A 23658-nucleotide genomic window follows, 5' to 3' on the forward strand; every position below is an offset into this window, starting at 1 on the left:
AACGCGGCCTGTTCCGGTCTCGGGCGACACTCCGTCTCAAGCACACCGCCAGCCGAAACCACCGACACTCAGGCGCACACCCCGCCCTTTCGCGTCGCTTCGGCCGCCCCCGCCCGGTACACGCCCTCGCCAAACCGTTCACACCACGCCCCTGACGCCACGGCAATCGCACCGCACGACCTTCTCGCGATGAACCGATGCAACGCCATGTTCCGGAGCACGAAATGAAGCTCGGCGGGCTGGGCCGCAAGATCGCGGTGTCGATGGCGGAGCTGGCGCTCGGCATCATGTTGATCGTCGTGCTGATGACCTACGCGTTCTACTACTCGCTGCTCCATCACTGGAGCGACATCTGCAATCAGGTGAGCTGGATTCCGTCGAGCACCGAATTGCTATGGCTGGGCGTCACGCTCCTGATCGGCCTGGTATTCGCGATCGTCATGTCGACGCGGCTCGCGCATCGCATTCTGGTGCCGCTCAACTCGGTCGCGGACAGCATTCGCCGCGTCGCGACGGGCGACCTGACCGCGCGTGCCGTCGCCGGCGATCGATCGATTCGCGAAGCCGCGCTGATCGCGGACGACTTCAATGCGCTCGCCGCCCAGTTGCAGCGCATGACGGACGAACAGGCGTTCTGGAATGCCGCGATCGCGCATGAGCTGCGTACGCCGATCACGGTCCTGCGCGGGCGCTTGCAGGGGCTGGCGGAAGGCGTCTTCCAGCCGGGCGAGACGCTGTTCCGCAGCCTGTTGACGCAGGCGGAGGGACTGACGCGGCTGATCGAGGATCTCCGCGTGATCAGCCTCGCCGAAAGCGGGCACCTGAGCGTCAGCATCCAGGAGACCGACCTGGCCGCGCACGTGAAGGCGGTCGTCGAGATGTTCGACGCGTCGCTGGCCGCGGCCGGGCAACACATGGTGCTCGAACTCGATACGCGGCCCGTGCACTGCGACCCGTTCCGGATGCGCCAGGCGCTGCTCGCGCTGCTGGAAAATGCGCGGCGCTATGCGGTACCCGGCGCGATCCGCATCCACACGCGCGTCGAAAACGGTGCGTGCCGCCTGCTGGTCGAAGACGAGGGGCCGGGCATTCCGGCCGATTGCGCGGCGCATATTTTCGATGCATTCCGGCGCGTGGACGATACGCATTCCAGCCAGAAGGGCGGCAGCGGCCTGGGGCTGGCCGTGGTCGCGGCCATCGCGCAGGCGCACGGCGGCGACGCCTCGTGCCGCCCGACCGCGCGCGGCGGCACGGCGTTCGAATTGCGCTGGCCCGACAACCCCGCATCGCCGCGCATCGCGACACCGAACCGGAAGGACGCGCCGGCCGCCGCGCCGCGCCGCGTCGATTCCGATCCACGCTGACGCACCGGCGCGCGACCGGGGCGCGCGTGCGCCGGCCTGACGCCGCGCCGCCTCGCGCAGACGCCCGCCATCGCTGAACGAGGCGCGCGCCTGCCGCGTCCACGCATGCGGCGCCGTCACGCCACCCGGCATACGGGGTCGACGATGCCCGCAACATGCCCGGCCGCCGCCACTTATTTGATCAGATGATTACGACGGCCCGAGGATGCCGGCGCTGCCCGCCCCGCTTCCCGCCGCCACCTGGCCAGCCCGGCCACCTAGTCCGCTCCAGCCGCCCCGCCCGCGCCGGCACCCCGCCTTCTTCGCCCCCACCCGCCCCCGCATCCCCCGCCCGCGAATCTTTCGCTCCCTCCATCGAACCTCCATCTTTCCGCACAAAAAACTCCATCGGCCGCACGCACACTGCGATCCGAAAATGCGGGCCGTCGGGTGCCTGCGTCCCAAGGAGTCCACATGAAGATTCAGAAACGAGGCTGCTACAGCGCCGTGTGCGCGCTGGTGGCGGCGATGCTGGCGGGCTGCGGGCCCTCCGAACAGCAGGCCGCCGCGCCGGCCACCCCGGTTGCGGCGATGACGCTGGCCGGCGCCCCCCTCGACCTGACCGAAGACCTGCCGGGCCGCGTCGCGGCCGTCCGGATCGCCGAGATCCGGCCGCAGGTCAGCGGCATCGTGCAGCGACGGCTGTTCGAACAGGGCACGGAAGTGCGTGCCGGCCAGCCGCTGTTCCAGATCAACCCGGCGCCGTTCAAGGCCGACATGGACACCGCCGCCGCATCCCTGCAACGCGCGCAAGCCGCGCTCGAACGCGCGAAGGTGCAGACCACGCGACTGAAGCCGTTGGTCGAGGCCGACGCGATCAGCCGCCAGGTCTACGACGATTCGGTGTCGCAACGCGACCAGGCCGCCGCCGACGTCGCGCAGGCGCGCGCGACGCTCGCCCGACGCCAGCTCGACCTGAAGTTCGCGACCGTCGAAGCGCCGATCACGGGCCGCATCGACCAGGCCCTCGTGACCGAAGGTGCGCTGGTCGCGAGCAGCGACAGCCAGCCGATGGCGCGCATCCAGCAGATCGACCAGGTCTACGTGGACGTGCGCCAGCCGGCCGCGTCGCTCGAATCGCTGCGCGGCGCGCTCGCGGCGCAGCCGGACACGGCGGGCAACGGGCTGCCGGTCGACGTGCTGCGCGACGACGATTCGCGCTACGACGTGAAGGGCCGCATGCTGTTCTCGGGCGTCAACGTCGATCCGGGCACCGGCGACGTGCTGCTGCGCGTGCTGGTCGACAACCCTAAGCGCGAGCTGCTGCCGGGGATGTACGTGCGTGCCCGCATCCCGCGCGGACACTTCGACAACGCGCTGACCGTGCCACAGCAGGCGATCGTCCGCGCAGGCGGCAAGCCGCAGGTGTGGGTGCTCGACGCGAAGAGCCAGGCGCACCTGAAGGCCGTCGAACTGGGCGAGCTGACGAACCGCAGCTACCGCATCAAGTCCGGGCTGCAGGCCGGCCAGAAGGTCGTCGTCGAAGGCATGGAGCGCCTGAGCGACGGCGCGACCGTGACGGCGACCGCCTGGAAGGCGCCTGAAGCGGTCAAGACCGCTTCCTCGCACTGAGTCACGGGGAGCCTCCAGTCATGTCCCAATTCTTCATCCGGCGCCCGGTCTTCGCGTGGGTGATCGCCCTCTTCATCATTCTGCTGGGCCTGATCGCCATCCCCGAACTGCCGGTTGCGCGCTATCCGTCGGTCGCGCCGCCGACCGTCACCATTACCGCCACCTACCCGGGCGCCACGCCGCAGACGATGAACGACAGCGTGCTGAGCCTGATCGAGCGCGAGCTGTCCGGCGTGCGGAACCTGCTGTACTTCGAATCGGCATCGGATACGTCCGGCCAGGCGAAGATCACCGCGACCTTCAAGCCCGGCACCGATTCGGCGATGGCACAGGTCGACGTGCAGAACAAGCTCAAGTCGGTCGAGCCGCGCCTGCCGCCCGTCGTGCGTCAGAACGGCGTGATCGTCGAGTCCGCGTCCACCGGCTTCCTGTTGTTCGTCGGCCTGAAGTCGGACAGCGGCCGCTACGACGAAAACGCGCTGGCCGACTACATGGCGCGCAACGTCGTCGAGGACCTGCGACGGGTCGAGGGCGTCGGCAAGGTGCAGCTGTTCGGCTCCGAACAGGCGATGCGCATCTGGGTCGACCCGCAGAAGCTGATCACCTACGGCCTGTCGATGAACGACCTGACGACGGCCGTCAGCCAGCAGAACGTGCAGATCGCGCCGGGCAGCCTCGGCGCGGCGCCCGCGCTGCCGGGCCAGCGCGTGACGGTGCCGCTCACTGCGCAGGGCCAGCTCACGTCGCCTGAGCAGTTCGCGAAGATCGTGCTGCGCGCGAACGCGAACGGCTCGAAGGTCGTGCTCGGCGATGTCGCGCGGGTCGAACTCGGCCCGCAGTCGTTTACGTTCGTCAACAGCGAGAACGGCAAACCGGCCACCTTCGCCGGCGTGCAGCTCGCGCCGGGCGCCAACGCGGTGAAGACCGCCGAGGCCGTGCGCGAACAGCTCGACATGATCGCGAAGACCATGCCGGCCGGCATGACCTACTCGATCCCGTTCGATACCGCGCCGTTCGTGAAGATCTCGATCGAGAAGGTGATTCACACGCTGATCGAAGCGATGGTGCTCGTGTTCCTGGTGATGTACCTGTTCCTGCAGAACGTGCGCTACACGCTGATTCCGGCGATCGTCGCGCCGGTGGCGATGCTCGGCACCTTCACGGTCATGCTGATGACGGGCTTCTCGATCAACGTGCTGACGATGTTCGGCATGGTGCTCGCGATCGGCATCATCGTCGACGATGCGATCGTCGTCGTGGAGAACGTCGAACGCCTGATGGTGGAGGAAGGCCTGTCGCCGAAGGACGCGACGATCAAGGCCATGAAGGAAATCACCGGCGCGATCATCGGGATCACGCTGGTGCTGACGGCCGTGTTCCTGCCGATGGCGATGTCGAGCGGCTCGGTCGGCGTGATCTATCAGCAGTTCACGATGTCGATGGCCGTGTCGATCATGTTCTCGGCGCTGCTCGCGCTGACGCTCACGCCGGCCCTGTGCGCGACGATGCTCAAGCCGGTCGAGCATGGCCATCACGAGAAGCGCGGCTTCTTCGGCTGGTTCAACCGCCGCTTCGAGCGCCTGACGAACTGGTACGAAACGCGCGTCGGCCGGCTGGTCGGCCGCACGGGCCGCGTGATGCTGCTGTTCGTCGCGATCGCCACCGCGCTGGTGTTCGGCTTCCGCATGCTGCCGTCGTCGTTCCTGCCCGAAGAGGATCAGGGCTACTTCATGACAGGCTTCCTGCTGCCGGCGGATGCGACCGTCGAGCGCACGGGCGACGTGGTCAAGACGCTCGAGAAGCATCTCGCGTCGCGTCCGGGCATCGAATCGAGCATCTCGATCATCGGCTACGGCTTCTCCGGCCTCGGCTCCAACGCGGCACTGAACTACGCGGTGCTCAAGGACTGGGACAAGCGCGGCGACGCAAACGCGATGGACGAAGCGATGCGCGCGCAAGCCGCGATGGGCGGCGTGACGGAAGGCACGGTCATGAGCCTGCTGCCGCCCGCGATCGACGGGCTGGGCACCAGCTCGGGCTTCACGATGCGCCTGCAGGATCGCGCGAACCAGGGCTACGCGGCGCTCAAGGCGGCTGAAACCCGGCTGCTCGAACTGGCCGCGCAAAGCAAGGTGGTGACCGGCGTCTATCCGGACAGCCTGCCGCCCGGCACGAGCGTGAAGCTGGACATCGACCGCGACAAGGCCGAAGCGCTCGGCGTGTCGTTCACGACCATCAGCGACACGCTGTCGGCCGCGATGGGCTCGACCTACGTGAACGACTTCCCGAACGCGGGTCGCATGCAGCAGGTGATCATCCAGGCCGATGCGCCGGCGCGCATGCAGATCGAGAACGTGATGAAGCTCTACGTGCGCAACGCGACCGGCGGCATGGTGCCGCTGTCCGAAGTGGTGCGTCCGGTGTGGTCGGAAACCCCGCTGCAACTGGTGCGCTTCCAGGGTTATCCGTCCGCGCGGATCTCCGGCGGCTCGGCGCCCGGCTACTCCAGCGGCGCGGCGATGGCCGAGATGGAGCGGCTGGCCGCGCAGTTGCCGCCGGGCTTCACGGTCGCGTGGACCGGCCAGTCGCTGCAGGAGCGCGAGTCGGCGTCGCAGGCGCCGATGCTGATGGCGCTGTCGATGGTCGTCGTGTTCCTGGTGCTCGCGGCGCTCTACGAGAGCTGGGCGGTGCCGCTGTCGGTGATGCTGGTGGTGCCGCTCGGCCTGATCGGCGCGCTCGCCGCGGTGATGCTCCGCGGGCTGCCGAACGACGTGTTCTTCAAGGTGGGGATGATCACCGTGATCGGCCTGTCGGCGAAGAACGCGATCCTGATCGTGGAAGTCGCGAAGCAGTTGCGCGAGGAAGGCATGGGGCTGATCGAGTCGGCCGTGCAGGCATCGAAGCTGCGTCTGCGCCCGATCCTGATGACCTCGCTCGCGTTCGGCCTCGGCGTCGTGCCGCTGATGATCGCGACCGGCGCGAGCGCCGAAACGCAGCACGCGATCGGCACCGGCGTGTTCGGCGGGATGGTGACCGCCACCGTGCTGGCCATTTTCTTCGTTCCGGTTTTCTACGTGTTCGTGATGAGCATCCAGGAACGCCTCTCGGCATGGCGCGCATCCGGCAAGAAGCCCGCCGCCGTGACCCACGAACATGAAGGTTGATGCCATGCGATTACTCATTCTTTCCGCCGCGGCTTCCGCCGCCCTCGCGCTGTCGGCGTGCTCGATGGCGCCGAAGCTGGTCAGGCCCGAGATGCCGGTGCCGACCGCCTATACGACCGCTGTCGCGGCCGACCAGCACGCGAACGCGGCCGATCTCGGCTGGCGCACGATGTTCGGCGACCGTCGCCTGCAGCGCCTGATCGAGCTCGCGCTCGAGAACAACCGCGACCTGCGCCTGGCCGCGCTGAACGTGCAGGCCGCCGAAGCGCAGTACGGCATCCAGCGTTCCGCGCGCCTGCCGTCGATCGGCGCCGGCGCGAGCTTCACGCGCCAGCGCACGGCGGCCGATTCGCAGTCGAACCCGCCGCTGCTGGAAAACACGCAGAACCAGTACGGCGTGAACGTCGGCGTCAGCGCGTTCGAGATCGACCTGTTCGGCCGCGTGAAGTCGCTGTCCGATGCCGCGTTCGCGCGCTACCTCGCGACCGATCACGGCCGCCGTGCGGTGCAGATCGCGCTCGTCGGCTCGGTGGCCAACGCGTATTTCGCCGAGCGGCTCGCGCAGGAACAGCGCGCGCTGTCCGAGCACACGCTGAACGACTGGCGCCAGTCGCTCGACCTCGCGCGCCGGCTCAAGCTCGCGGATCAGGCCAGCGGCGTGGACATCGCGCAGGCAGAAGGCCAGGTCGCGAGCGCCAGCGCCGATCTCGAAGCGCGTGCGCGCGCCGTCGAGCAGGCGAACAACGCGCTGCGGCTGCTGGTCGGCACCGACCTGCCGAAGAACCTGCCCGACCCGCTGTCGCTGGAACGGCAGCCGGTGATGACCCGCCTGCCGGCCGGGCTGCCGTCGGAGTTGCTGTACCGCCGGCCGGACATCCAGCAAGCGGAACAGAATCTCGTCGCCGCCAACGCCGACATCGGCGCGGCGCGCGCGGCGTTCTTCCCGCGCCTGTCGCTGACGTCGTCGATCGGCTTCCTCAGCCCGGGGCTCGGCAGCCTGTTCGACGGCGGCCAGCGCGTGTGGAGCTTCGCGCCGCAGGTCACGCTGCCGATTTTCCAGGGCGGCCGGCTGCGTTCCGAGCTGAATCTCGCGGAAGTGCGCAAGTCCAGCGCGGTCGTCGAGTACGAACGCTCGATCCAGACCGCGTTCCGCGAAGTGGCCGACGGCCTCGCCGGGCGCGAGACCTTCAGCCGCCAGATCGATGCGCAGACGAAGGTCGTCAAGAGCGCCGAGCGCCGGACCGATCTCGTGAACCTGCGCTATCGCGCCGGCATCGAGGACCGGCTCGAACTGCTCGACTCGCAGCGGCAGCTGTACGCCGCGCGTCAGGCGTTGCTGGATCTGCGCACCGCCGAACTCGACAACGCGGTCGCGCTCTACAAGGCGCTCGGTGGCGGCCTGACCGACACCGACGTGCCTCCCGCCAACAGCGTGGCGAACAACTGAGCCATGAGCCGTCGCCGATCCGTTCGCGACGACTGAAAGCACGGTGAAGTCCGGCGGCGCACGTGCCGCGCCGCCGGCCCGCCGACCGGTCACGCTCACTTTCAGTGAACCCGATGAACCCTCTGATACTCATTGCCGAAGACGATCCGGAGATCGCCGAGATCCTCGACGCGTACCTCGCTCACGACGGCTTTCGCACCTATCGCGTCGGTCACGGCCAGGCCGTGCTCGACGTGCAGCCCGTGCTGAAACCCGACCTGATCCTGCTCGACGTCAGGATGCCGCAGAAGGACGGCTGGGAAGTCCTGGTCGACCTGCGCCGCCGCTGCGACACACCGATTGTCATCATCACCGCGCTCGATCGCGAGATCGATCGCCTGCAGGGGCTGCGCTTCGGCGCGGACGACTACATCACGAAGCCGTTCAATCCGGCCGAGGTGGTCGCACGCATCCGCGCGATCCTGCGCCGCATCGAAGCAGCCGCGTCGGGACGCTTCATCAAGGTCGGCAACCTCGAAATCGACACGCAAAGCTACCTGACCACGATCCGCACGGACACCGGCGAAACCAGCGTCATGCTGACGCTGACCGAATTCCGGCTGCTCGCGCACCTGGCCGGCTCGCCGAACCGCGTGTTCACGCGCAGCGAACTGATCGACGCATGCCTCGCCGATGTGGATGCGCTGGAGCGCACCGTCGACAGCCACATCAGCCGGTTGCGCAAGAAGCTCGAATGCGCGGGCGCATCCGGGACGCCGGAAGTGATGCGCGGCGTCGGCTACCGGTTGCGCAGCGCGCAGTGAACGCGCGTCACGGAACGCGGTGGCGCGCCGCGCGGATCGCCGGCCTCCTGACGGTCGCCGTCGTGCTGGCGATCGCGTCCGGATGGTTCGTCGTCTACGGCCTGATCGTCGCCGTTCTGTCCGCGGCGATCGACCACCCGCTCGCGGTCGTGATACGGCAGACGCCGAGCGATCTGATACTCGCGGCCGTGCTGTTCGCCGCGCTGGTCGCCACGATCGTCGACCTCGTCAGGCTGGCGCGCCGAACGGACTGACCGGAACCGGCAACGGCATGCGCGCATGGGAGGTGCACGATGAGAAATCCTGGACACGTCTTTGCTTCGATCGCCGGCCACGTCGGCGAGCCGGAAAGAAGCGACGATTCACCGATTGGCCGCGCAAGGCCGGTTCCGGTCGACGAGATCGAACCGGCGGAACGCTGGCAGCGCATCATGCACTCGCTCACCGCATGCAGCGACAGTTTGCCGTTCGGCTTGCGGCGCAAGGACTACGCGGCTGACATACGTCAAAAAATGACGTTGACCGTTCGGTCCACGTACAGCGCGACGATCGATTTTCTCGATCGACCGACGTCCGGCACGGTGGTGCTGTCGTGGCGGGATTCGACCGGCGGACATTATGGCTATCAAAGCTGGCATAAAGGATGTGCGAGACGGCCCGGAACATGCGCGGCTAGCGGCATGCCCATCCACCCGGGCGACGAGATTTTCCGGCCCAGCGCGCGAAATGGCCGGCCGACGAACTGGTCCGCGATGATTCTCGCGCTTCACATCGCGCGTATCGACTTTGCGCGAATCACGAAATAGACGAGGCTCGATGCGCGTATGGATACCGCACTGAAATCGGTCGCGGCGTGGCGGTGTCGCCCTCGAAGGGATGCAGCGCATCCACGCACTGCGTCGCAATCCGTCTCCCGGCGAAGCCGATCCGCCGCCCGAAAGCGCGGCTCCATCGTTTCTCCATCAATCCGCACAAAAACGTCCATCGACGCCGAGCACACTGCGCGGCAAGTCATCGAATCCGCATGCACGCGCCACCCGAACCCATGGACACGTTTCCAACCCTGATCGCCTGCGAGCACTGCGACAGCGTCTATCGACGCCGCGCGCTGGCACGGCACGAGGTCGCGCGCTGCGAACGCTGTGCGGCCGTGCTGTTCCGGTCGAGCTGGCTCGATATCGACCGCTGGTTCGCGCTGGCGGTGGCCGCCGGCGTGGTGTTCGCCATCGCCAATCTCTGCCCGATCATGCGGATCAGCGTGCAGGGGCTGCATAGCGAGGCCACGCTGTGGCAATCCGCGCTCGCGCTGGCGCAGGGCTTCGCCGCGCCGATCGCGATTCCGACGGCGCTCGCCATCGTGGTGGTGCCGTTCCTGCAGATCGCCACGCTGATCTGGCTGCTGGCCTTTGCCCGTGCGGGACGGCGCGCGCCCGCGTTCGGCCCGCTGATGCGGCTGCTCGTCGCGCTGCGTCCGTGGAGCATGATCGAGGTCGGCTTGCTCGGCATCCTGATCGCGATCATCAAGCTGTCGAGCATCATGCAGATCATTCCCGGCGCCGGCCTGTGGGCCACGGCCGTGCTGATGGTGCTGATCCCGCTGATCGCGGGTCACGACGCGCGCCAGCTGTGGGACTGGGTCGTGCCGGTGGCACCTGCCGGAGACCGCCCGTGAGCCTGCCCGTGCGCGCCAGCCAGCTGGGCATGGTCGGATGCCATGCGTGCGGCCTCGTCTGCCGCACGCATGCGTTAGCCGCGCAGCATGCACATTCGCATGCGGCCGACGCGCAACGCTGCCCGCGGTGCGGGTCCGCACTGCACGCGCGCCGCCCGGACAGCCTCGTGCGCGCATGGGCGCTCCTGATCGCCGGCCTGATCTTCTACCTCCCGGCGAACCTGCTGCCGGTGATGCGCACCACGCTGCTCGGCAGCCACAGCGAATCGACGATCCTCAGCGGCGTCGTGGTGTTCTGGAAGGCCGGCTCGTACGGCATCGCGGCAGTGATCTTCATCGCGAGCGTCGTCGTGCCGTGCGCGAAGTTTCTCGCGCTCGGCACGTTGCTCGTCACGACCGGCCGGCGCAGCGTGTCGGCCATGCGCGAGCGGGCCGTGCTGTATCGCGCGGTCGAGCTGGTCGGCTACTGGTCGATGCTCGACGTGCTGGTCATCGCGATCATCTGTGCGCTGGTGAAGTTCGGTCCGCTGTCCGAGGCCGAGCCGCGCGCCGGCATTTTGTTTTTCGGGCTGGTCGTCATGCTCACGATGCTGTCCGCGATGAGTTTTGACCCACGCCTCATTTGGGACGCCGAAGAAGCATGAATCCTGCATCCGGCCCGCAAGGCCTCGAACCCCGCGATCCGCCCGTGACCCGCGGCCGCGTGCGCCCGTCGCTCGTCTGGCTCGTGCCGCTCGTCGCGGCGTTGATCGGCCTGTCGATGGTGATCCACGCGTGGTGGTCCGTCGGACCGGAAATCACGATCACGTTCAACACCGCGCAAGGCCTCGAAGCCGGCAAGACGCCCGTCAAGTACAAGGACGTCGTGATCGGCACCGTGACCGCGATTTCGCTGAGCGACGACAGCTCGCACGTGGTCGCGACGGTGTCGTTCGTGAAGAACGCGCGCAACCTCGTTCGCGACGACACGCGGTTCTGGGTCGTGCGGCCACGCGTCGGCATGAGCGGCGTCTCGGGCATCGACACGCTGTTCTCCGGCGCGTACATCGGCATGGACACGGGCCGCTCGGACAAAGCACGCAAAGCCTACACCGGGCTCGAAACGCCGCCGACCGTCATCAACGGCACGCCGGGGACGAGTTTCGCGTTGCGCGCCACCGATCTCGGCTCGCTCGATATCGGCTCGCCGGTCTATTACCGCCATCTGATGGTGGGCCACGTCGCGTCGTACAAGCTCGACATGCAGCGCCGCGACATGAACCTGCAGGTGTTCGTCGATGCGCCGTACGATCGACTGGTGACGACCGATACGCGCTTCTGGAACGCGAGCGGCATGGATCTGTCGCTCGACGCGAACGGCCTGAAGCTGAAGACCCAGTCGGTCGCGACGATCGTGGGCGGCGGCATCGCGTTCGCGACACCGGAAGACAGCGACGCGGCGGCCGCCCGTGCAGGCCATCTGTTTGCGCTCGCCGACACCGAAACCGCCGCGATGGCTGCGCCGGACGGGCCGTCCCAACTCATTCGGCTTCGTTTCGAGCATCCGTTGCGCGGGCTCGCGGTCGGCGCGCCGGTGGAATTCTCCGGCATCGACATCGGCAAGGTCGTGTCGACCCAGCTCGACTTCGACCGCGCCACGCGGCGCTTCCAGTCGATCGTGATGGTCAAGGTGTATCCGTATCGGCTCGGCCCCGTCGTCGAGAAACTGCAGAAGACCGAAGGCAACGGCAATCCGCGCGCGGCCCAGTTTCTCGCGGGCCTGGTCGAGCACGGGCTGCGCGCGCAGGCGCGTACCGGCAACCTGCTGACGGAGCAGCTCTACATCTCGCTCGATTTCGTGAAGAACGCGCCGAAGGTGCCGTTCGATGCGAATGCCACGCCGCTGACCTTGCCCACCCTGCCGAGTACGTTCGACAAGCTGCCGGAGCAAGTCGCCGACATCGTCGACAAGATCAACAGGATGCCGCTCGATTCGATCGGCAAGCATGTCGATTCAAGCCTGACGAACCTGGATGCGACGCTCACGCAGGTCAACGGCCAGTTGCTGCCGTCGACGACGCGCGCGCTCGACCAGGCGAACCAGACGTTCGGCGCGTTGCGCCAGGGCATCGCCGACGACGGCCCGCTCCAGGAGAACCTCGCGAACACGCTGACCGAAGTCCGGCGTACCGCGCGCTCGCTGCGCACGCTGGCCGACATGCTGGGCCGCCGCCCCGAAGCGCTGCTCCGGGGAACCGGGGCCGATCCCGCGCCGATCGCGCCCGTCGACCCTTCCACCTCGCCTGTCCAGCAGGAGCCACGACAACCATGAGTTTCCCGATTCGCGCCACGGCGATCGCCGTGGGCGCCGGCGCCGTGATCGCGCTGACCGGCTGCGCGTCGAACCCGGTGCATTACTACACGCTCGTTACGCCGGCCGCGTCCCTATCCCCATCCGCGACGTCGACAACCGCGCGCGCCGCCGCGCCGCTGGCGATCAACGTGTTGCCGGTCGGCATTCCCGCGCAGCTCGACCAGCAGCAGATGGTCGTGCGCAACGGCACGGGCACCGCGGTGATCCTCGACAACGAACGCTGGGTCGCGCCGCTCGGCGACGAGCTGCGCGCGGCGCTTGCTTCGGCGCTCGTCGCGCAACTGGGTGCGCGCAACGTCACCGGCCTGCCGCGTCCGTCGAACCAGACCGTCATGAGCATTCGCACGCAGGTGCGCCGCTTCGACGCGTGGCCCGGCAGCATGGCGCAGTTCGAAGCCGACTGGGTCGTCGGTGTGCAGCAGGACACGCCGGGCGCGCGCATTTCGTGCAGCACGCGGCTCAACGAAGCCGCCCCCGGCAGCTATGCCGACATGGTGCGCGTGCAGCAACGGATGATCGAGCAGTTTGCCGCGCGCATCGCGAGCACGGTGCGCAGCTTCGGCAGCGGGCGTCCTGCCTGTCCCGCCGATTCGTAAATCCTCCGGCTCGGGGAGCCGTCCATGGGAGCGCGCGAAGGTATCCGGTTATGGGAACCGGCTACCTTGAAACTCGAAGCGACCCGTTATGCCCGCCGCCGGTAGGTACCCGGCGTGCTCCCGGTCCAGTGCCGGAACGCGCGGTGGAACGCGCTCGGATCGTCGAAGCCGATGTCGGCGCCGATTGCCGCGATCGTGTCCGGCGTATCGGTGAGCCGCTGGATCGCGATGTCGCGCCGCAGTTCGTCCTTGAGCACCTGGAACGTCGTGCCTTCGGCGGCCAGGTGGCGGCTCAGCGTGCGCACCGAGCAATGCAGGTGCTCGGCTGCGTGGTCGATCACCGGCAGGTCGGGCAACGCCGCCGACAGGAACTGCCGCACGCGATGGCACACGAGCTGTTCGCTGAACGATTCGAAGATCCAGTCGCCGGGCGCGCGCGCGAGGAACTTGCGCAGGTTGCGCTTGCTCTGCCGGATCGGTGCGTCGAGGTAGTCCGCGCTGAAGCGCATCAGCGTGCGCTCGGAATCGAACTGCACGGCGCCGGTGAAGAAGTACAGGTGGTCGACCGCATGGCGCGGCCGCGGGCACGCGAACTCGATCTGCAGCAGCGGAATCTTCTGCCCGATCAGCCACGAGCACACGCCGTGCACGAGCTTGAGCATCAGCTCCTGGCCGAGCGCGCCGATCGGGCCGATCGCGTCGTTCGGGCGCAGCAGCACCTGCGCGACGAGGCCGTCGCGCTTCGATTCGACGAAGAAATCGTCGAGCAGGATATGGAAGAACTGCCCGAAACGGTGCAGCGCCGTTTCGAGGTTGCGCGCATCGAGCAGGCTCAGGCACAGGTACTTCAGCGTGCCGCCGCGCAGCGGGCGCGAGAAGATGCCGGGCATTTCGTCGTCGAGGTCGATCGCGAGCGTACGGTACAGCGTCGAGAACTGCTCCTCCGTCACGCGCGCATGCGGTTCGCCGAGCAGCTCGACCGGAATGCCGGCCCCGCGCAGGTAGCGCTCGACCACGTCGCGCTGCGCGCCCGCGCTCGCGAGGAAACCGTTGACGAGCGAGATCGGCACCGTCGCGCTCGGCGACGGCAGCGCACGCCGGGGCCGGGGCTCGGGCCCCGGCTGGGCGGAAAGTGAATCTGAAACGGTCATCGCGTCCCCGTCGAACGAACCGCTCGCATTGTACTTGAGCGGTTCGCGCGGAGCCTTCCTGGCCCTCGGCGCGCGGGGCCCTGCGCGGCGCGCCGACGCCATCAGTCGGTGCGGCTGAGTTCCCGGCGCAGGATCTTGCCGACGGTCGACTTCGGCAGCCGGTCGACGAAGCGAACGAGCTTCGGCACCTTGTAGCCCGCGAGGCTCGCACGGCAATGCGCGACGAGTTCCGCTTCCGTGACGGCGGCATCCTGCGCGAGCACCACGAACAGCTTGACGGCCTCGCCCGTGCGCGCGTCCGGCACGCCGATGCACGCGCATTCGGCGACGCCCGGCACGGCGGTCGCGACCGCTTCCACCTCGTTCGGGTACACGTTGAAGCCCGACACGATGATCATGTCCTTCTTGCGGTCGACGATCCGCAGGAAACCGGCCTCGTCGAACACGCCGACGTCGCCGGTGCGGAAATAGCCGTCGGCCGTGAACGCGGCCGCGTTCGCGTCCGGTTTCTGCCAGTAGCCGCCCATCACCTGCGGCCCCTTCACGCAGATCTCGCCCGCGCCGCCGATCGCCACCTCGTTGTCCTGGTCGTCGAGCAGCTTCACGTCGGTCGACGGCAGCGGCACGCCCGTGGTGCCCGTGAACGAGTCGATCGACTGCGGGTTGAACGACACGACCGGCGACGTTTCCGACAGCCCGTAACCCTCGCGGATGAAGTTGCCCGTCACCGCCTTCCAGCGCGACGAGATCACGTCGATCACGGCCGCGCCGCCGCCGGCCGACAGCTTCAGCCGCGACCAGTCGACTTCCGGCAGGCGCGGATGCGCGGCGAGCCCCGCGTACAGCGTGTTCACGCCGACGAACACCGTCGGGCGCGCGGCCTTCAGCACGTCGATGAAGCCGTCCATGTCGCGCGGGTTCGCGACCAGCCAGTTCTGCGCGCCGATCGCGAAGTAGGACAGGAAGTTCACCGTCAGCGCGAAGATGTGATACAGCGGGATCGCCGTGACCACGACCTCCTCGCCCGGCGCGCGCGCGGCCGGCACGATCGCGCCGAACTGCTCGATGTTCGCGACGAGGTTGCGGTGCGACAGCGCGGCGCCTTTCGACAGTCCGGTCGTGCCGCCCGTGTACTGCAGCAGCAGCAAGTCCGCGCCGTCGAGCGCGACCGGTTCGAGCGCAAGCGACTCGCCGGCGGCCACCGCGTCCGCGAGCGCGATCGAACCGGGCGGCAGCGCGTCGCATGCGCCGGCCGGCGCGTCGACCACGCCGAGATCGCCGCGCCCGACGCTCAGCACGGTGCGCACGCGCGTGCCGCCGACCACTTCCGCGAACGTGCCCATCGACCCGCCGCACACCACGGCGACCTCGACGCCCGAGTCGTTCAGCTGATGTTCGAGCTCGCGCGCGGTGTAGAGCGGGTTCACGTTGACCTGGATCGCGCCGATCTTCGCGACTGCGACGAACGCGACCGGGAACGCAAGCACGTTGGGCAGCATCACGGCCACGCGATCGCCCTTGCGTACGCCCACGACCTGCTGCAGATACGCGGCCAGCGCGGTCGACAGGCGGTCGACGTCCGCATAGCTGAGCGTGCGGCCATACGAGTGGAACGCCGGGCGATCGGCGAAACGACGCATCGCGTCGCCCAGCAGCGCGGTTACGGAAGGAAAGCGATCGGGATCGATCTCGGCGGGGATCGAGCCGTACGACCCGATCCAGTGTCTGTTCGTCATGTCTCACTCCACGGGGGACGGCGCGCCGGCCGCGCCGTTCGCACGACGGCCTGCACGCCGGAGAAGCGCGGACCATCGCCTGACCGGCGACTATCGCCCGCGCGGCGCAGTTTGAAAATGATCCGGGCGGCCGAAAGATGATCGAAACGGACAGGCGGGGGGCGTTCTTGTCTAGACAAAAACGCACGAAACCATCGGTTCGGGCTGTGTCGACCGCCCCACTATCGGCTCATCAGCATGAGCACCATACGGGATCGGGCGATTCCTGTCGCCGCTCGCGCCTGATACGATCGCTTCGCTTCCGGTTCGCCACGGCCGAACGGGCCGCGCGCCGCAGCCGATGCCGCCGATACGCATCATCCGCACAACGGGTCGTGCGCGCATCGTCACCTTGTCTCGCCGCTCGGTCCCGCCACCTGACAATCAGGATTCCTGCGTATATCGCGCAGCGTTCTGACACACGCGATGCCGGCGCAAGCAACACGGCCGGTTCCCCCAACGATCCTGCCCCGCACATTCAAAGGTCAATCGCCATGCCAGAACGCATCTCGTTTGGACAACTCCCCGCCCGGCTGCTCGACGTCGTGCTCAACGTCGAGGACTATACGAACCGCACCGGCCACGATGTCAGGCTCGTGGAACTGGTGCGCGCACGCGTGTCGCAGCTCAACGGCTGCGCGTACTGTCTCGATCGCCACGTCAAGGAAGGCGTCCACGCCGGCGACGATCCGCTGCGCTACCATCTGCTGGCCGTGTGGCGCGAGACGCCCGATCTCTACAGCCCGAAGGAGCAGGCCGCGCTGCGCTGGGCGGAAGCGCTGACGCTGATCAGCGAACACACGATCGACGACGCGCTCGTCGACGCGACGCGCGCGCACTTCGATCGAGACGAATTGGCCACGCTCACGCTGATCGTCGCGCAGATCAACACGTGGAACCGGCTCGCGAAGCCGTTCGCGTGGCAGGCCGGCGTGTTCCAGGCCGGCTGACGCGGGCCGATGCCGGCGGCCGCCGCGCCGGGTGGCGCCGGCGCGCATCAGGGTGAACCCTGTGGCGGATGGGACCGATCCCGCGCAGAATTGCGTGCCGCAAACGATATCGATTCGGACGCAGGATGCTCCCATGCCGCGCAATGCGCCCTTGAACCCGCCCCCCGTCCGCGCAGCGCGCCTGCCGGACATCGAGACGACCCACGCGTTGCGCGAGCAGCGCTTCACGCCGGCCAAGCTCGCCGTGCTGCTCGACGTGGCCGCGCAAGCCGGCCTCGACCCGGCCGCCGTGCTCGACGGCACCGGCCTCACGCCGGCCGCCGTCGCGGACCCGTTCACGCTCACGTCGCCGCTGCAGTTCCTCACGGCCGCGCGCAACGCGCTCGCCCGCTACGACGGCACCGATCTCGGCGTGCGCGTCGGCCAGCGGCTGCACGCGTCGAGCTACGGGATGTACGGCTACGCGATGCTGTGTTCGGAATCGCTCGCGCATGCGTTCGACTCGGCCGTCAAATATCATCGGCTCGCGAACGGCATGCTCGCGATCCGCTGGGTCGAACAGGGCGACACCGCGTCGTGGCTGTTTCCCGACCGGCACGAAGTCGCGCTGCCCGATCTCGACGAGCCGCTGTACCGGTTCCTGATCGACATGCAGTTCGCGCTGCACGTGACGATCATCAAGGACGTGATGGGTGCGTGGTGCGTGCCGGCGCGCGCGCAGTACGCGCAGCCGCAGCCCGCGCACGTGGCGCGGCTGGCCGACGCGCTCGAATGCCCGATCGCGTTCGACCAGCCGCATCATGTGCTCAGCTACCCGGCCGCATGGCTCGCGCGCGCGCCGCAGCTCGCGAATCCGATCACTGCCGCGCAGGTGTCGTCGCATTGCGCGAGCCTGCTCGACGAGCTGCGCAGCCAGGCCGGCGTCACGCGGCGCGTGTACCAGGAACTCACGCGCACGCCCGGGCAGTTTCCGGACCTCGACGCAATCGCGGCGATCCTGTGCATCACGTCGCGCACGCTGCGCCGCAAGCTCGAGGCCGAAGGCACGTCGTACAGCGAACTGCTGGCGAGCGTGCGCAAGGCGCTCGCGATCGACTATCTGAGCACGACCACGCTCAGCACCGAAGACATCGCGCTGACGCTCGGCTTCAGCGACGCGGTGGGGTTTCGCCACGCGTTCAAGCGCTGGACCGGCATGACGCCGAGTGACGTGCGGCGCAAGCGCGGCGCGTGAACCCCGCGGGTACGGGCGTGGGCGGCGCTCAGCGGCCGTCGCCCGCCGCGGGCGTGGCCACCGCCAGCGCGAACTCGAACACGGCCCCGCGCCCGGGCCGGTCGACCAGCCGGATGTTGCTGCCGTTGAGCGCCAGCATCCGGTGCACGATCAGCAGCCCGAGCCCGCCGCGCGTCATCGCGGCGCCGCTCGTCGGCCGCTGCGGCCGCTCGAACAGCCCTTCGCGGCGCGCCGCCGGAATCCCTTCCCCGGTATCGGCAACGGTCACGACCACCCGGTCGCCGTGCGGCGCGAGCGTGACCTCGACCTCGCCGTGCGCGGGCGTGTGCCGCAGCGCGTTGTCGAGCAGGTTGGTCAGCACGCGCTCGATCATCCCGAGATCGGCCGACACGACCGGCACGCGCGGCGGAATCCGCGCATGCAGCGCGACGCCGCGCGCCTGCGCGGTCAGCTCGAACTTCTGGAACACGTCCTGCACGAGATCGACGAGCGAGAACGGCTCGCGCTCGGCCTGCACGCCGCCCGATTCGAGCCGCGCGAGCTCGAACAGCGCCTGCGCGAGCCGGCCGACCTTCGCGCTCTGCGCGAGCGCGATCGACAGGTAGCGCCGCCGCTCGGTGTCGGCGAGCGTGTCGGCCTTCAGCGACAGCGTTTCCAGATAGCCGTGCAGCGACGTGAGCGGCGTGCGCAGGTCGTGCGAAATGTTGGTGATCAGTTCGCGCCGCTGCTGGTCCTGGTGCGTCAGCGCGCGCCACTGTTCGCCGATCCGGTCGGCCATCTGCGCGAACGCGGATTCGAGCACGACGATGTCGTCGCCGCGCCGGCCCGGCGGCGAGCGCGGCACCGGCGGCTGCGTGTCGGGCGTGCCGTTCGCGTCGAAGCGGCGCATCGCATCGGTCAGCCGGCGCAGCGGCCGCGTGATGAAGCTGAACGCGGTGAGCCCCGCGAGCAGGCCGAGCAGCGCGACGAGCGCCATCGACCACAGCGTCGTGCGCAGCACGTTGCCGGCGTCGACGCGCGCGGCCAGCCGGTCGTGCGCCTCGCCGAGCAGCACCACGTAGATGTAGCCCGACGGCGGCTGCCCCGGGCGCTGCAGCGGCGCGGCGCTGAACACCTTGCGCGCGTCGGGGCTGCGCGGATCGTCGCCGAGAATCGGCAGCGGGTCGCCCGCGATGAAGCGCTGCACCGGCGCGAGATCGACGCGGTCGCGCTTCACGTGGCCGGGCGGCGCATCGTCGCCCTTGATGCGCCCCGCGTTGTCGAGCAGGTACACCTCGACGCTCGGGTTCACGCCCATCAACTGGCCGAACAGCGTGCGCACGGCGTCCGGTCGCAGCCCGTTCGCATCCATCAGCGGCGCGCTGTGGGTCACGCTGTCGACGATATTGGCGGCCAGGTCGCGCGACAGCCCCTGCACGACTTCCTGCTCGCGCATGTCGTTCGCGCGGATCTGCAGCCACGCGGACGCGCCCGAGCACGCAAGCAGCAGCACCGAGAACACGAGCGACAGCCGCTGGGTGAGCGTGAGCTTCATCATGCGTCCCGCTGGCCCGGCGCCGCGAGCTTGTAGCCGCGGCCCCACACGGTGAGGATCCGCACCGGCTCGGCCGGATCGGTCTCGATCTTCGCGCGCAGCCGGTTGATGTGGGTATTGACCGTGTGCTCGTAGCCTTCGTGCTGGTAGCCCCATACCGCATTGAGCAGGTCCATCCGCGAAAACACCTTGCCCGGGTGGCGCGCGAAGAAATACAGCAGGTCGAATTCGCGCGGCGTGAGGTCGATGCGCGCGCCGTCCACGCTCGCTTCGCGCGCGATCGGGTCGATCGCCAGCCCCGCGACGTCGAGCGTGCCCGCGTCGATCCGCGAATCGCGCGCGAGCGCATCGACGCGCCGCAGCAGCGCCTTCACGCGGGCGACGAGTTCGAGCACCGAGAACGGCTTGGCCAGGTAGTCGTCGGCGCCGAGTTCGAGCCCGAGGATCCGGTGCACCTCGCTCGAACGCGCGCTCGTGATGATGATCGGCGTGTAGCGCGTCATCGCACGCGCGCGCCGGCAGATCTCGAGGCCGTCGACGCCCGGCAGCATCAGGTCGAGGATCAGCGCATCCCAGCCGCCCTGTTCGAGCAGGCGCAGCCCTTCGGCCCCGTCCGCGCTGTGCACGACTTCGTAGCGCTCGTCGCGCAGGTGCAGGCTCAGCACGTCGGCGATGTCGGCATCGTCCTCGACGATCAGGATGCGTTTCGGTTGTTCCATGGCAGCGGGCGGCGGCACATCGGTGCCGGGGTCGGGTTTCGGGTCGGGCCGGCCCCGGTCCGGCAGGCCGGGTTCACGGGGGGGGAATCGCGGCAACCGGCCGCGCTGCCGCCATTGTGCAAAATTTTGCGGCGGGCAGGGATCACATTTCATTTAACTTTGGAGTGTGATCCGGAGGCGAGGTAATGATGGCGGGGCTCTGCGGTCTGGCCCCTGAAATTAAAACGCGGGCTCGTGCGGGGAGCGTGCGGGCGCGCGGGCGCCAGGCTCGGGCGCGCGCCGGGCACCGGGCACCCGCCGCATCGAAGAATCGCGTCGTGTTTCCCGCCGATGCGTTGAATGCCGAGCAGGCACGCACCTCGGCAGACCCGCACGCGTCTCCCCCTCTCCGGCCCGCGAGCGTCCGACGGAACGACGCGGCCCGGCCGGCTACGGCCGCCGATTCACGCCGGGCCGCTCGCTTGCGGCGACGCGATCGACCCAGCCGCGATAGAACGCGCGGTACTTGAGCACGAGCTTGTCGTACTTGCTGTACGCGCCGCCGCCGTCCGGTTTCATCGCGTTCCAGATCTTGACGTCGTAGCCTGCGGCCTGCCTGGTCTGGAGTCCGAACAGCACGAAGTCGAGCGCGCGCCGCAACGGGCCGCCCCTCTTCTCGATTGAGATGAGCATGTGCATGACGTTCCTGCCGTCGCTCACCGGCGTCACGCACTGGAGCAGCTTGTACTTGGCGACGCCGTCCAGCGCGACGGTCATCACGCACCCGCCGGGATAGCCGTCGAAGTGCAGGTTCATCTGCGACATGTTCAGGCCGAGCGCGCGCGACAGCATGCCGAGCGGCCCGAAGTACCGATCCACGGTGAAGTCGATCCCGGCTCCGAACCACGCGCCCGCCCGGGCCAGCGGCTCGACCTCCGGCCACGGGCGCCAGTCGTCGAACAGCTTCAGCTCGAAGGCCGAGATCGGGAGCGCGTGGACGGGGTGCGCGTGCTGCGCGTCGTAGAAGTTCTCGACGATCCGCAAGACCGCCGTGGTCGTCTCGAACGCGATGTGCAGGTGCATGAAGTCGCCGTTGTCGACGTCGGCCGCGGCGATGTCGGGCAGCGGGTGCTGCGGCTGCGGGGAGCCGTACCAGACCCACACGTAACCGTACCGCTCGGCCGTGACCAGTGTCGGCTGGCGCGCCCCGCGCGGAACGGGCTCCAGCCGGTGCACCGTCTGGCTGTGGCCGGGAATGTGCGCGCACTGGCCCTGCTCGTCGTACCGCCAGTGGTGGAACGGGCACTGGATGCACCCGTCCTTGACCTGCCCGTCGGCCAGGTTCGCGCCCAGGTGCGCGCAGTGGCGGTCCATCACCACCGCCCGCCCCGTCGCGCCGCGCCACGCGACGCACGGCCGGCCGAAGAGCGTCAACGCCACCGGCTTGTCCTTGAGGCGGTCCGAACGCATCGCGACGTACCAGCTAGCCGCCACGCGCGTGGTCGCGTCGTACATCCCCGCGGGATGCACGGCGGCCTCCGCTTGCTTCAATTGAACGTCTTCGATCATGTTCGTTCCGGGGTCGGTCGACTACTTCAGCGCCAGGCCGATGCGGGTCGTGACGTACGCCCTGAGCAGCGCGAACATCGGGTTGTAGTCGAAATACCGTTTCACCTCGGCCGGCGCGCTGGTCTGCGTCCAGTGCAGCAGCTTCATCGCCGGCACCAGGCTGTACTTCGAGTTGTTGAGCTGCGGCCGCGCCCCGGTGATGCAGTACCCGAAGCCGAACATCGGCTTCGCGAACTCCCGTTCGTTGATGAGCACGTGAATCCGCGCCGCGGCGTCCCCCGCCGACTTGCGCCCGGCGCTCACGGCCTCGACCTCGGCTTTGGCGTCGTTGAACAACTGGTAGTAGCCCTCCATGTCCGCGCACAGGAACCCGAGGTACGGGGCGTTGTTGTCGAGGTGATCGAGGTCGGCCTCGTCGCGCGACGCACGGAACCGCGCGTGGGCCTGCACGAGCCGGAACTGCCCGAGGATCGTGCCGACCGCCCATAGCCGGTGAAACGCGTCCCACAGGCGGAAGTCCGAGAACGCCGTGTAGCAGCAACTGACGAAGTCGTCGTTGTGGTCCAGCAGCTTCTGCTGCAGGCGCTCGATGTACTCGAAGCGCTCGGGGGAGAAATCGTCGTCGCGCAGCGCCTTGATGAGTCGCGCCGCAAGCGCGTGGATGGTCACCGCGGTGTTCTCGAGCCCCCGCGAGAACAGCGGGTCGATGAACCCGTTCGCGTGCAGCATCAGGCAGTAGCGGTCGCCGACGCAGGCGCGCGACGAGAACTGCAGGCGGTCGGTCTTGACCCAGTCGCGCACCGGCACGGCGTCGCGGAACTGCGCCGCGATGCTGGGGAACCGCGCGAGAAACTCGTCGAATTCCTGCTGCGCGGGAATGTCCGTTTTCGGGTAGACGCGTGGGTCGAGCTGCAGACCGACGCTCACCAGGTTGTTGGTCGAACGCGGGTGATTGTTGAACGGAATCACCCACAGCCAGCCGCCCTCGAACATGTGGTGCAAGGTCCCCTCGTGCCAGCGCCAGCGCTGCCCCTTGACCTTGAAGATGTCGTCGAACGGCTTGACCCCGAGCATGTGCGTATAAAGGCTGCGCGAGTGCGTCTTGAAGCGGCACGGCTCTTCGCGGAGATTGAATTTGGTTGCGAGCGGCGCGCGGGGCCCGCCGCAGTCGATCATGTACCGGCCGGTGAATCGTTCGCCCTGGGCGGTGGCCACCGCAACGCCGTCCTTGTCGGCGTGGTATTCGGTCACGCTCGTCTTCTGGCGGACCGTGCAGCCGTATTTGATGGCGGCCTGCAACAGGTAGGCGTCGACGTCCTGCCGGTAATAATGGCTCTCCGGCCCCCACGGCAGCTCGGGAATCACGCACTGCGTGAACTCCTTCGGGTCGTGCTCCTGGCCGGGCTTGTGGAACACGAAGCCGAAGTTGCGCTTGATGCCCGTGCTCGACGCGACGTAACGCTGCGTCGCATAGAACGACGTGATGTGGTCGAGCTCCGGAATGCCGTAGCGATCGGCGATGATGCGGTTCATCAGCGACGTCTCGGGGATCGACGATTCGCCGATCGTGAACCGCGGGTGCGACGACTCCTCGACGATCAGGACACGAAACTTCTGCTTGGCCAGGATCGCCCCCATCTGGGTGCCGGACATGCCCGAGCCGAGAATGATCACGTCGAAGTGGTTGCTGTCACGCCCGTTCGCGGGGCTCTGCTGAGTCATGGGGGCCACTCTCCT

Annotated in this window: 19 protein-coding genes; 13 read left to right on the forward strand and 6 right to left on the reverse strand. The window is 68.4% G+C overall.

Annotated features, from left to right (window positions below):
* The first annotated feature begins 224 nt into the window (after positions 1-224).
* The 11 genes from HWX08_RS28950 (at position 225) to HWX08_RS29000 (ending at position 13010) form a co-directional block, all read left to right on the forward strand.
* On the forward strand, positions 225-1364 hold the full coding sequence (locus HWX08_RS28950; protein ID WP_174920854.1) for an ATP-binding protein: 1140 nt from the start codon (positions 225-227) through the stop codon (positions 1362-1364).
* 453 nt (positions 1365-1817) lie between these two features.
* Complete coding sequence (locus HWX08_RS28955) at positions 1818-2975, forward strand: efflux RND transporter periplasmic adaptor subunit (RefSeq protein WP_069258296.1); 1158 nt, start codon at positions 1818-1820, stop codon at positions 2973-2975.
* A gap of 20 nt (positions 2976-2995) precedes the next feature.
* Complete coding sequence (locus HWX08_RS28960; RefSeq protein WP_174920816.1) at positions 2996-6139, forward strand: efflux RND transporter permease subunit; 3144 nt, start codon at positions 2996-2998, stop codon at positions 6137-6139.
* Between the two features lie 4 nt (positions 6140-6143).
* Positions 6144-7586 (forward strand): efflux transporter outer membrane subunit, encoded by a 1443-nt coding sequence (locus tag HWX08_RS28965; RefSeq protein ID WP_174920815.1) that lies wholly within the window; start codon positions 6144-6146, stop codon positions 7584-7586.
* Positions 7587-7699: 113 nt separating this feature from the next.
* The gene (locus tag HWX08_RS28970; RefSeq protein ID WP_174920814.1) at positions 7700-8389 is read left to right on the forward strand and encodes a response regulator; all 690 of its coding nucleotides are present in this window, start codon (positions 7700-7702) and stop codon (positions 8387-8389) included.
* Positions 8386-8643, forward strand: a complete 258-nt coding sequence (locus tag HWX08_RS28975) for a hypothetical protein (protein WP_069258293.1) — start codon at positions 8386-8388, stop codon at positions 8641-8643. The genes HWX08_RS28970 and HWX08_RS28975 overlap by 4 nt, the downstream gene beginning before the upstream one ends.
* Before the next feature lie 39 nt (positions 8644-8682).
* Positions 8683-9195 carry a DUF3331 domain-containing protein gene (locus tag HWX08_RS28980; RefSeq protein WP_084636054.1) on the forward strand — a complete coding sequence of 171 codons (513 nt, stop codon included), beginning with the start codon at positions 8683-8685 and terminating at the stop codon, positions 9193-9195.
* A 239-nt stretch (positions 9196-9434) separates the two neighbouring features.
* The gene (locus HWX08_RS28985) at positions 9435-10061 is read left to right on the forward strand and encodes a paraquat-inducible protein A (RefSeq protein WP_174920813.1); all 627 of its coding nucleotides are present in this window, start codon (positions 9435-9437) and stop codon (positions 10059-10061) included.
* On the forward strand, positions 10058-10705 hold the full coding sequence (locus HWX08_RS28990) for a paraquat-inducible protein A (RefSeq protein ID WP_069258291.1): 648 nt from the start codon (positions 10058-10060) through the stop codon (positions 10703-10705). The genes HWX08_RS28985 and HWX08_RS28990 overlap by 4 nt, the downstream gene beginning before the upstream one ends.
* Positions 10702-12372: a PqiB family protein gene (locus tag HWX08_RS28995; RefSeq protein ID WP_174920812.1), complete on the forward strand. Its 1671-nt coding sequence runs from the start codon at positions 10702-10704 to the stop codon at positions 12370-12372. Before HWX08_RS28990 ends, HWX08_RS28995 begins: the two co-directional genes overlap by 4 nt.
* Positions 12369-13010 carry a PqiC family protein gene (locus HWX08_RS29000; protein ID WP_174920811.1) on the forward strand — a complete coding sequence of 214 codons (642 nt, stop codon included), beginning with the start codon at positions 12369-12371 and terminating at the stop codon, positions 13008-13010. Before HWX08_RS28995 ends, HWX08_RS29000 begins: the two co-directional genes overlap by 4 nt.
* A gap of 86 nt (positions 13011-13096) precedes the next feature.
* On the opposite strand, the gene HWX08_RS29005 is transcribed toward HWX08_RS29000, so the two are convergent.
* Together HWX08_RS29005 and HWX08_RS29010 are read right to left on the reverse strand one after the other, a co-directional pair.
* Positions 13097-14263: an AraC family transcriptional regulator gene (locus tag HWX08_RS29005; RefSeq protein WP_174920810.1), complete on the reverse strand. Its 1167-nt coding sequence runs from the start codon at positions 14261-14263 to the stop codon at positions 13097-13099.
* Positions 14263-15897 (reverse strand): AMP-binding protein, encoded by a 1635-nt coding sequence (locus tag HWX08_RS29010; protein ID WP_174920809.1) that lies wholly within the window; start codon positions 15895-15897, stop codon positions 14263-14265. Before HWX08_RS29010 ends, HWX08_RS29005 begins: the two co-directional genes overlap by 1 nt.
* A gap of 533 nt (positions 15898-16430) precedes the next feature.
* Here HWX08_RS29010 and HWX08_RS29015 point away from each other — a divergent pair.
* Positions 16431-16886, forward strand: a complete 456-nt coding sequence (locus HWX08_RS29015; RefSeq protein WP_174920808.1) for a carboxymuconolactone decarboxylase family protein — start codon at positions 16431-16433, stop codon at positions 16884-16886.
* Between the two features lie 133 nt (positions 16887-17019).
* On the forward strand, positions 17020-18120 hold the full coding sequence (locus HWX08_RS29020; protein ID WP_107309980.1) for an AraC family transcriptional regulator: 1101 nt from the start codon (positions 17020-17022) through the stop codon (positions 18118-18120).
* Between the two features lie 28 nt (positions 18121-18148).
* Here HWX08_RS29020 and HWX08_RS29025 read toward each other — a convergent pair whose 3' ends face one another.
* The 4 genes from HWX08_RS29025 to HWX08_RS29040 all read right to left on the reverse strand — a co-directional run bounded on the left by HWX08_RS29025 (position 18149) and on the right by HWX08_RS29040 (position 23643).
* The gene (locus tag HWX08_RS29025) at positions 18149-19654 is read right to left on the reverse strand and encodes a sensor histidine kinase (RefSeq protein WP_174920807.1); all 1506 of its coding nucleotides are present in this window, start codon (positions 19652-19654) and stop codon (positions 18149-18151) included.
* Positions 19654-20373 (reverse strand): response regulator transcription factor, encoded by a 720-nt coding sequence (locus HWX08_RS29030; protein ID WP_174920806.1) that lies wholly within the window; start codon positions 20371-20373, stop codon positions 19654-19656. The genes HWX08_RS29025 and HWX08_RS29030 overlap by 1 nt, the downstream gene beginning before the upstream one ends.
* 429 nt (positions 20374-20802) lie before the next feature.
* Positions 20803-21918 carry a Rieske 2Fe-2S domain-containing protein gene (locus HWX08_RS29035; RefSeq protein WP_174920853.1) on the reverse strand — a complete coding sequence of 372 codons (1116 nt, stop codon included), beginning with the start codon at positions 21916-21918 and terminating at the stop codon, positions 20803-20805.
* Between the two features lie 24 nt (positions 21919-21942).
* Positions 21943-23643: an NAD(P)/FAD-dependent oxidoreductase gene (locus HWX08_RS29040; RefSeq protein WP_069258284.1), complete on the reverse strand. Its 1701-nt coding sequence runs from the start codon at positions 23641-23643 to the stop codon at positions 21943-21945.
* Between the last annotated feature and the right edge of the window lie 15 nt (positions 23644-23658).

This window comes from Burkholderia metallica (assembly GCF_902832845.1).
GTDB classification, from domain to species: Bacteria; Pseudomonadota; Gammaproteobacteria; order Burkholderiales; family Burkholderiaceae; genus Burkholderia; species Burkholderia metallica.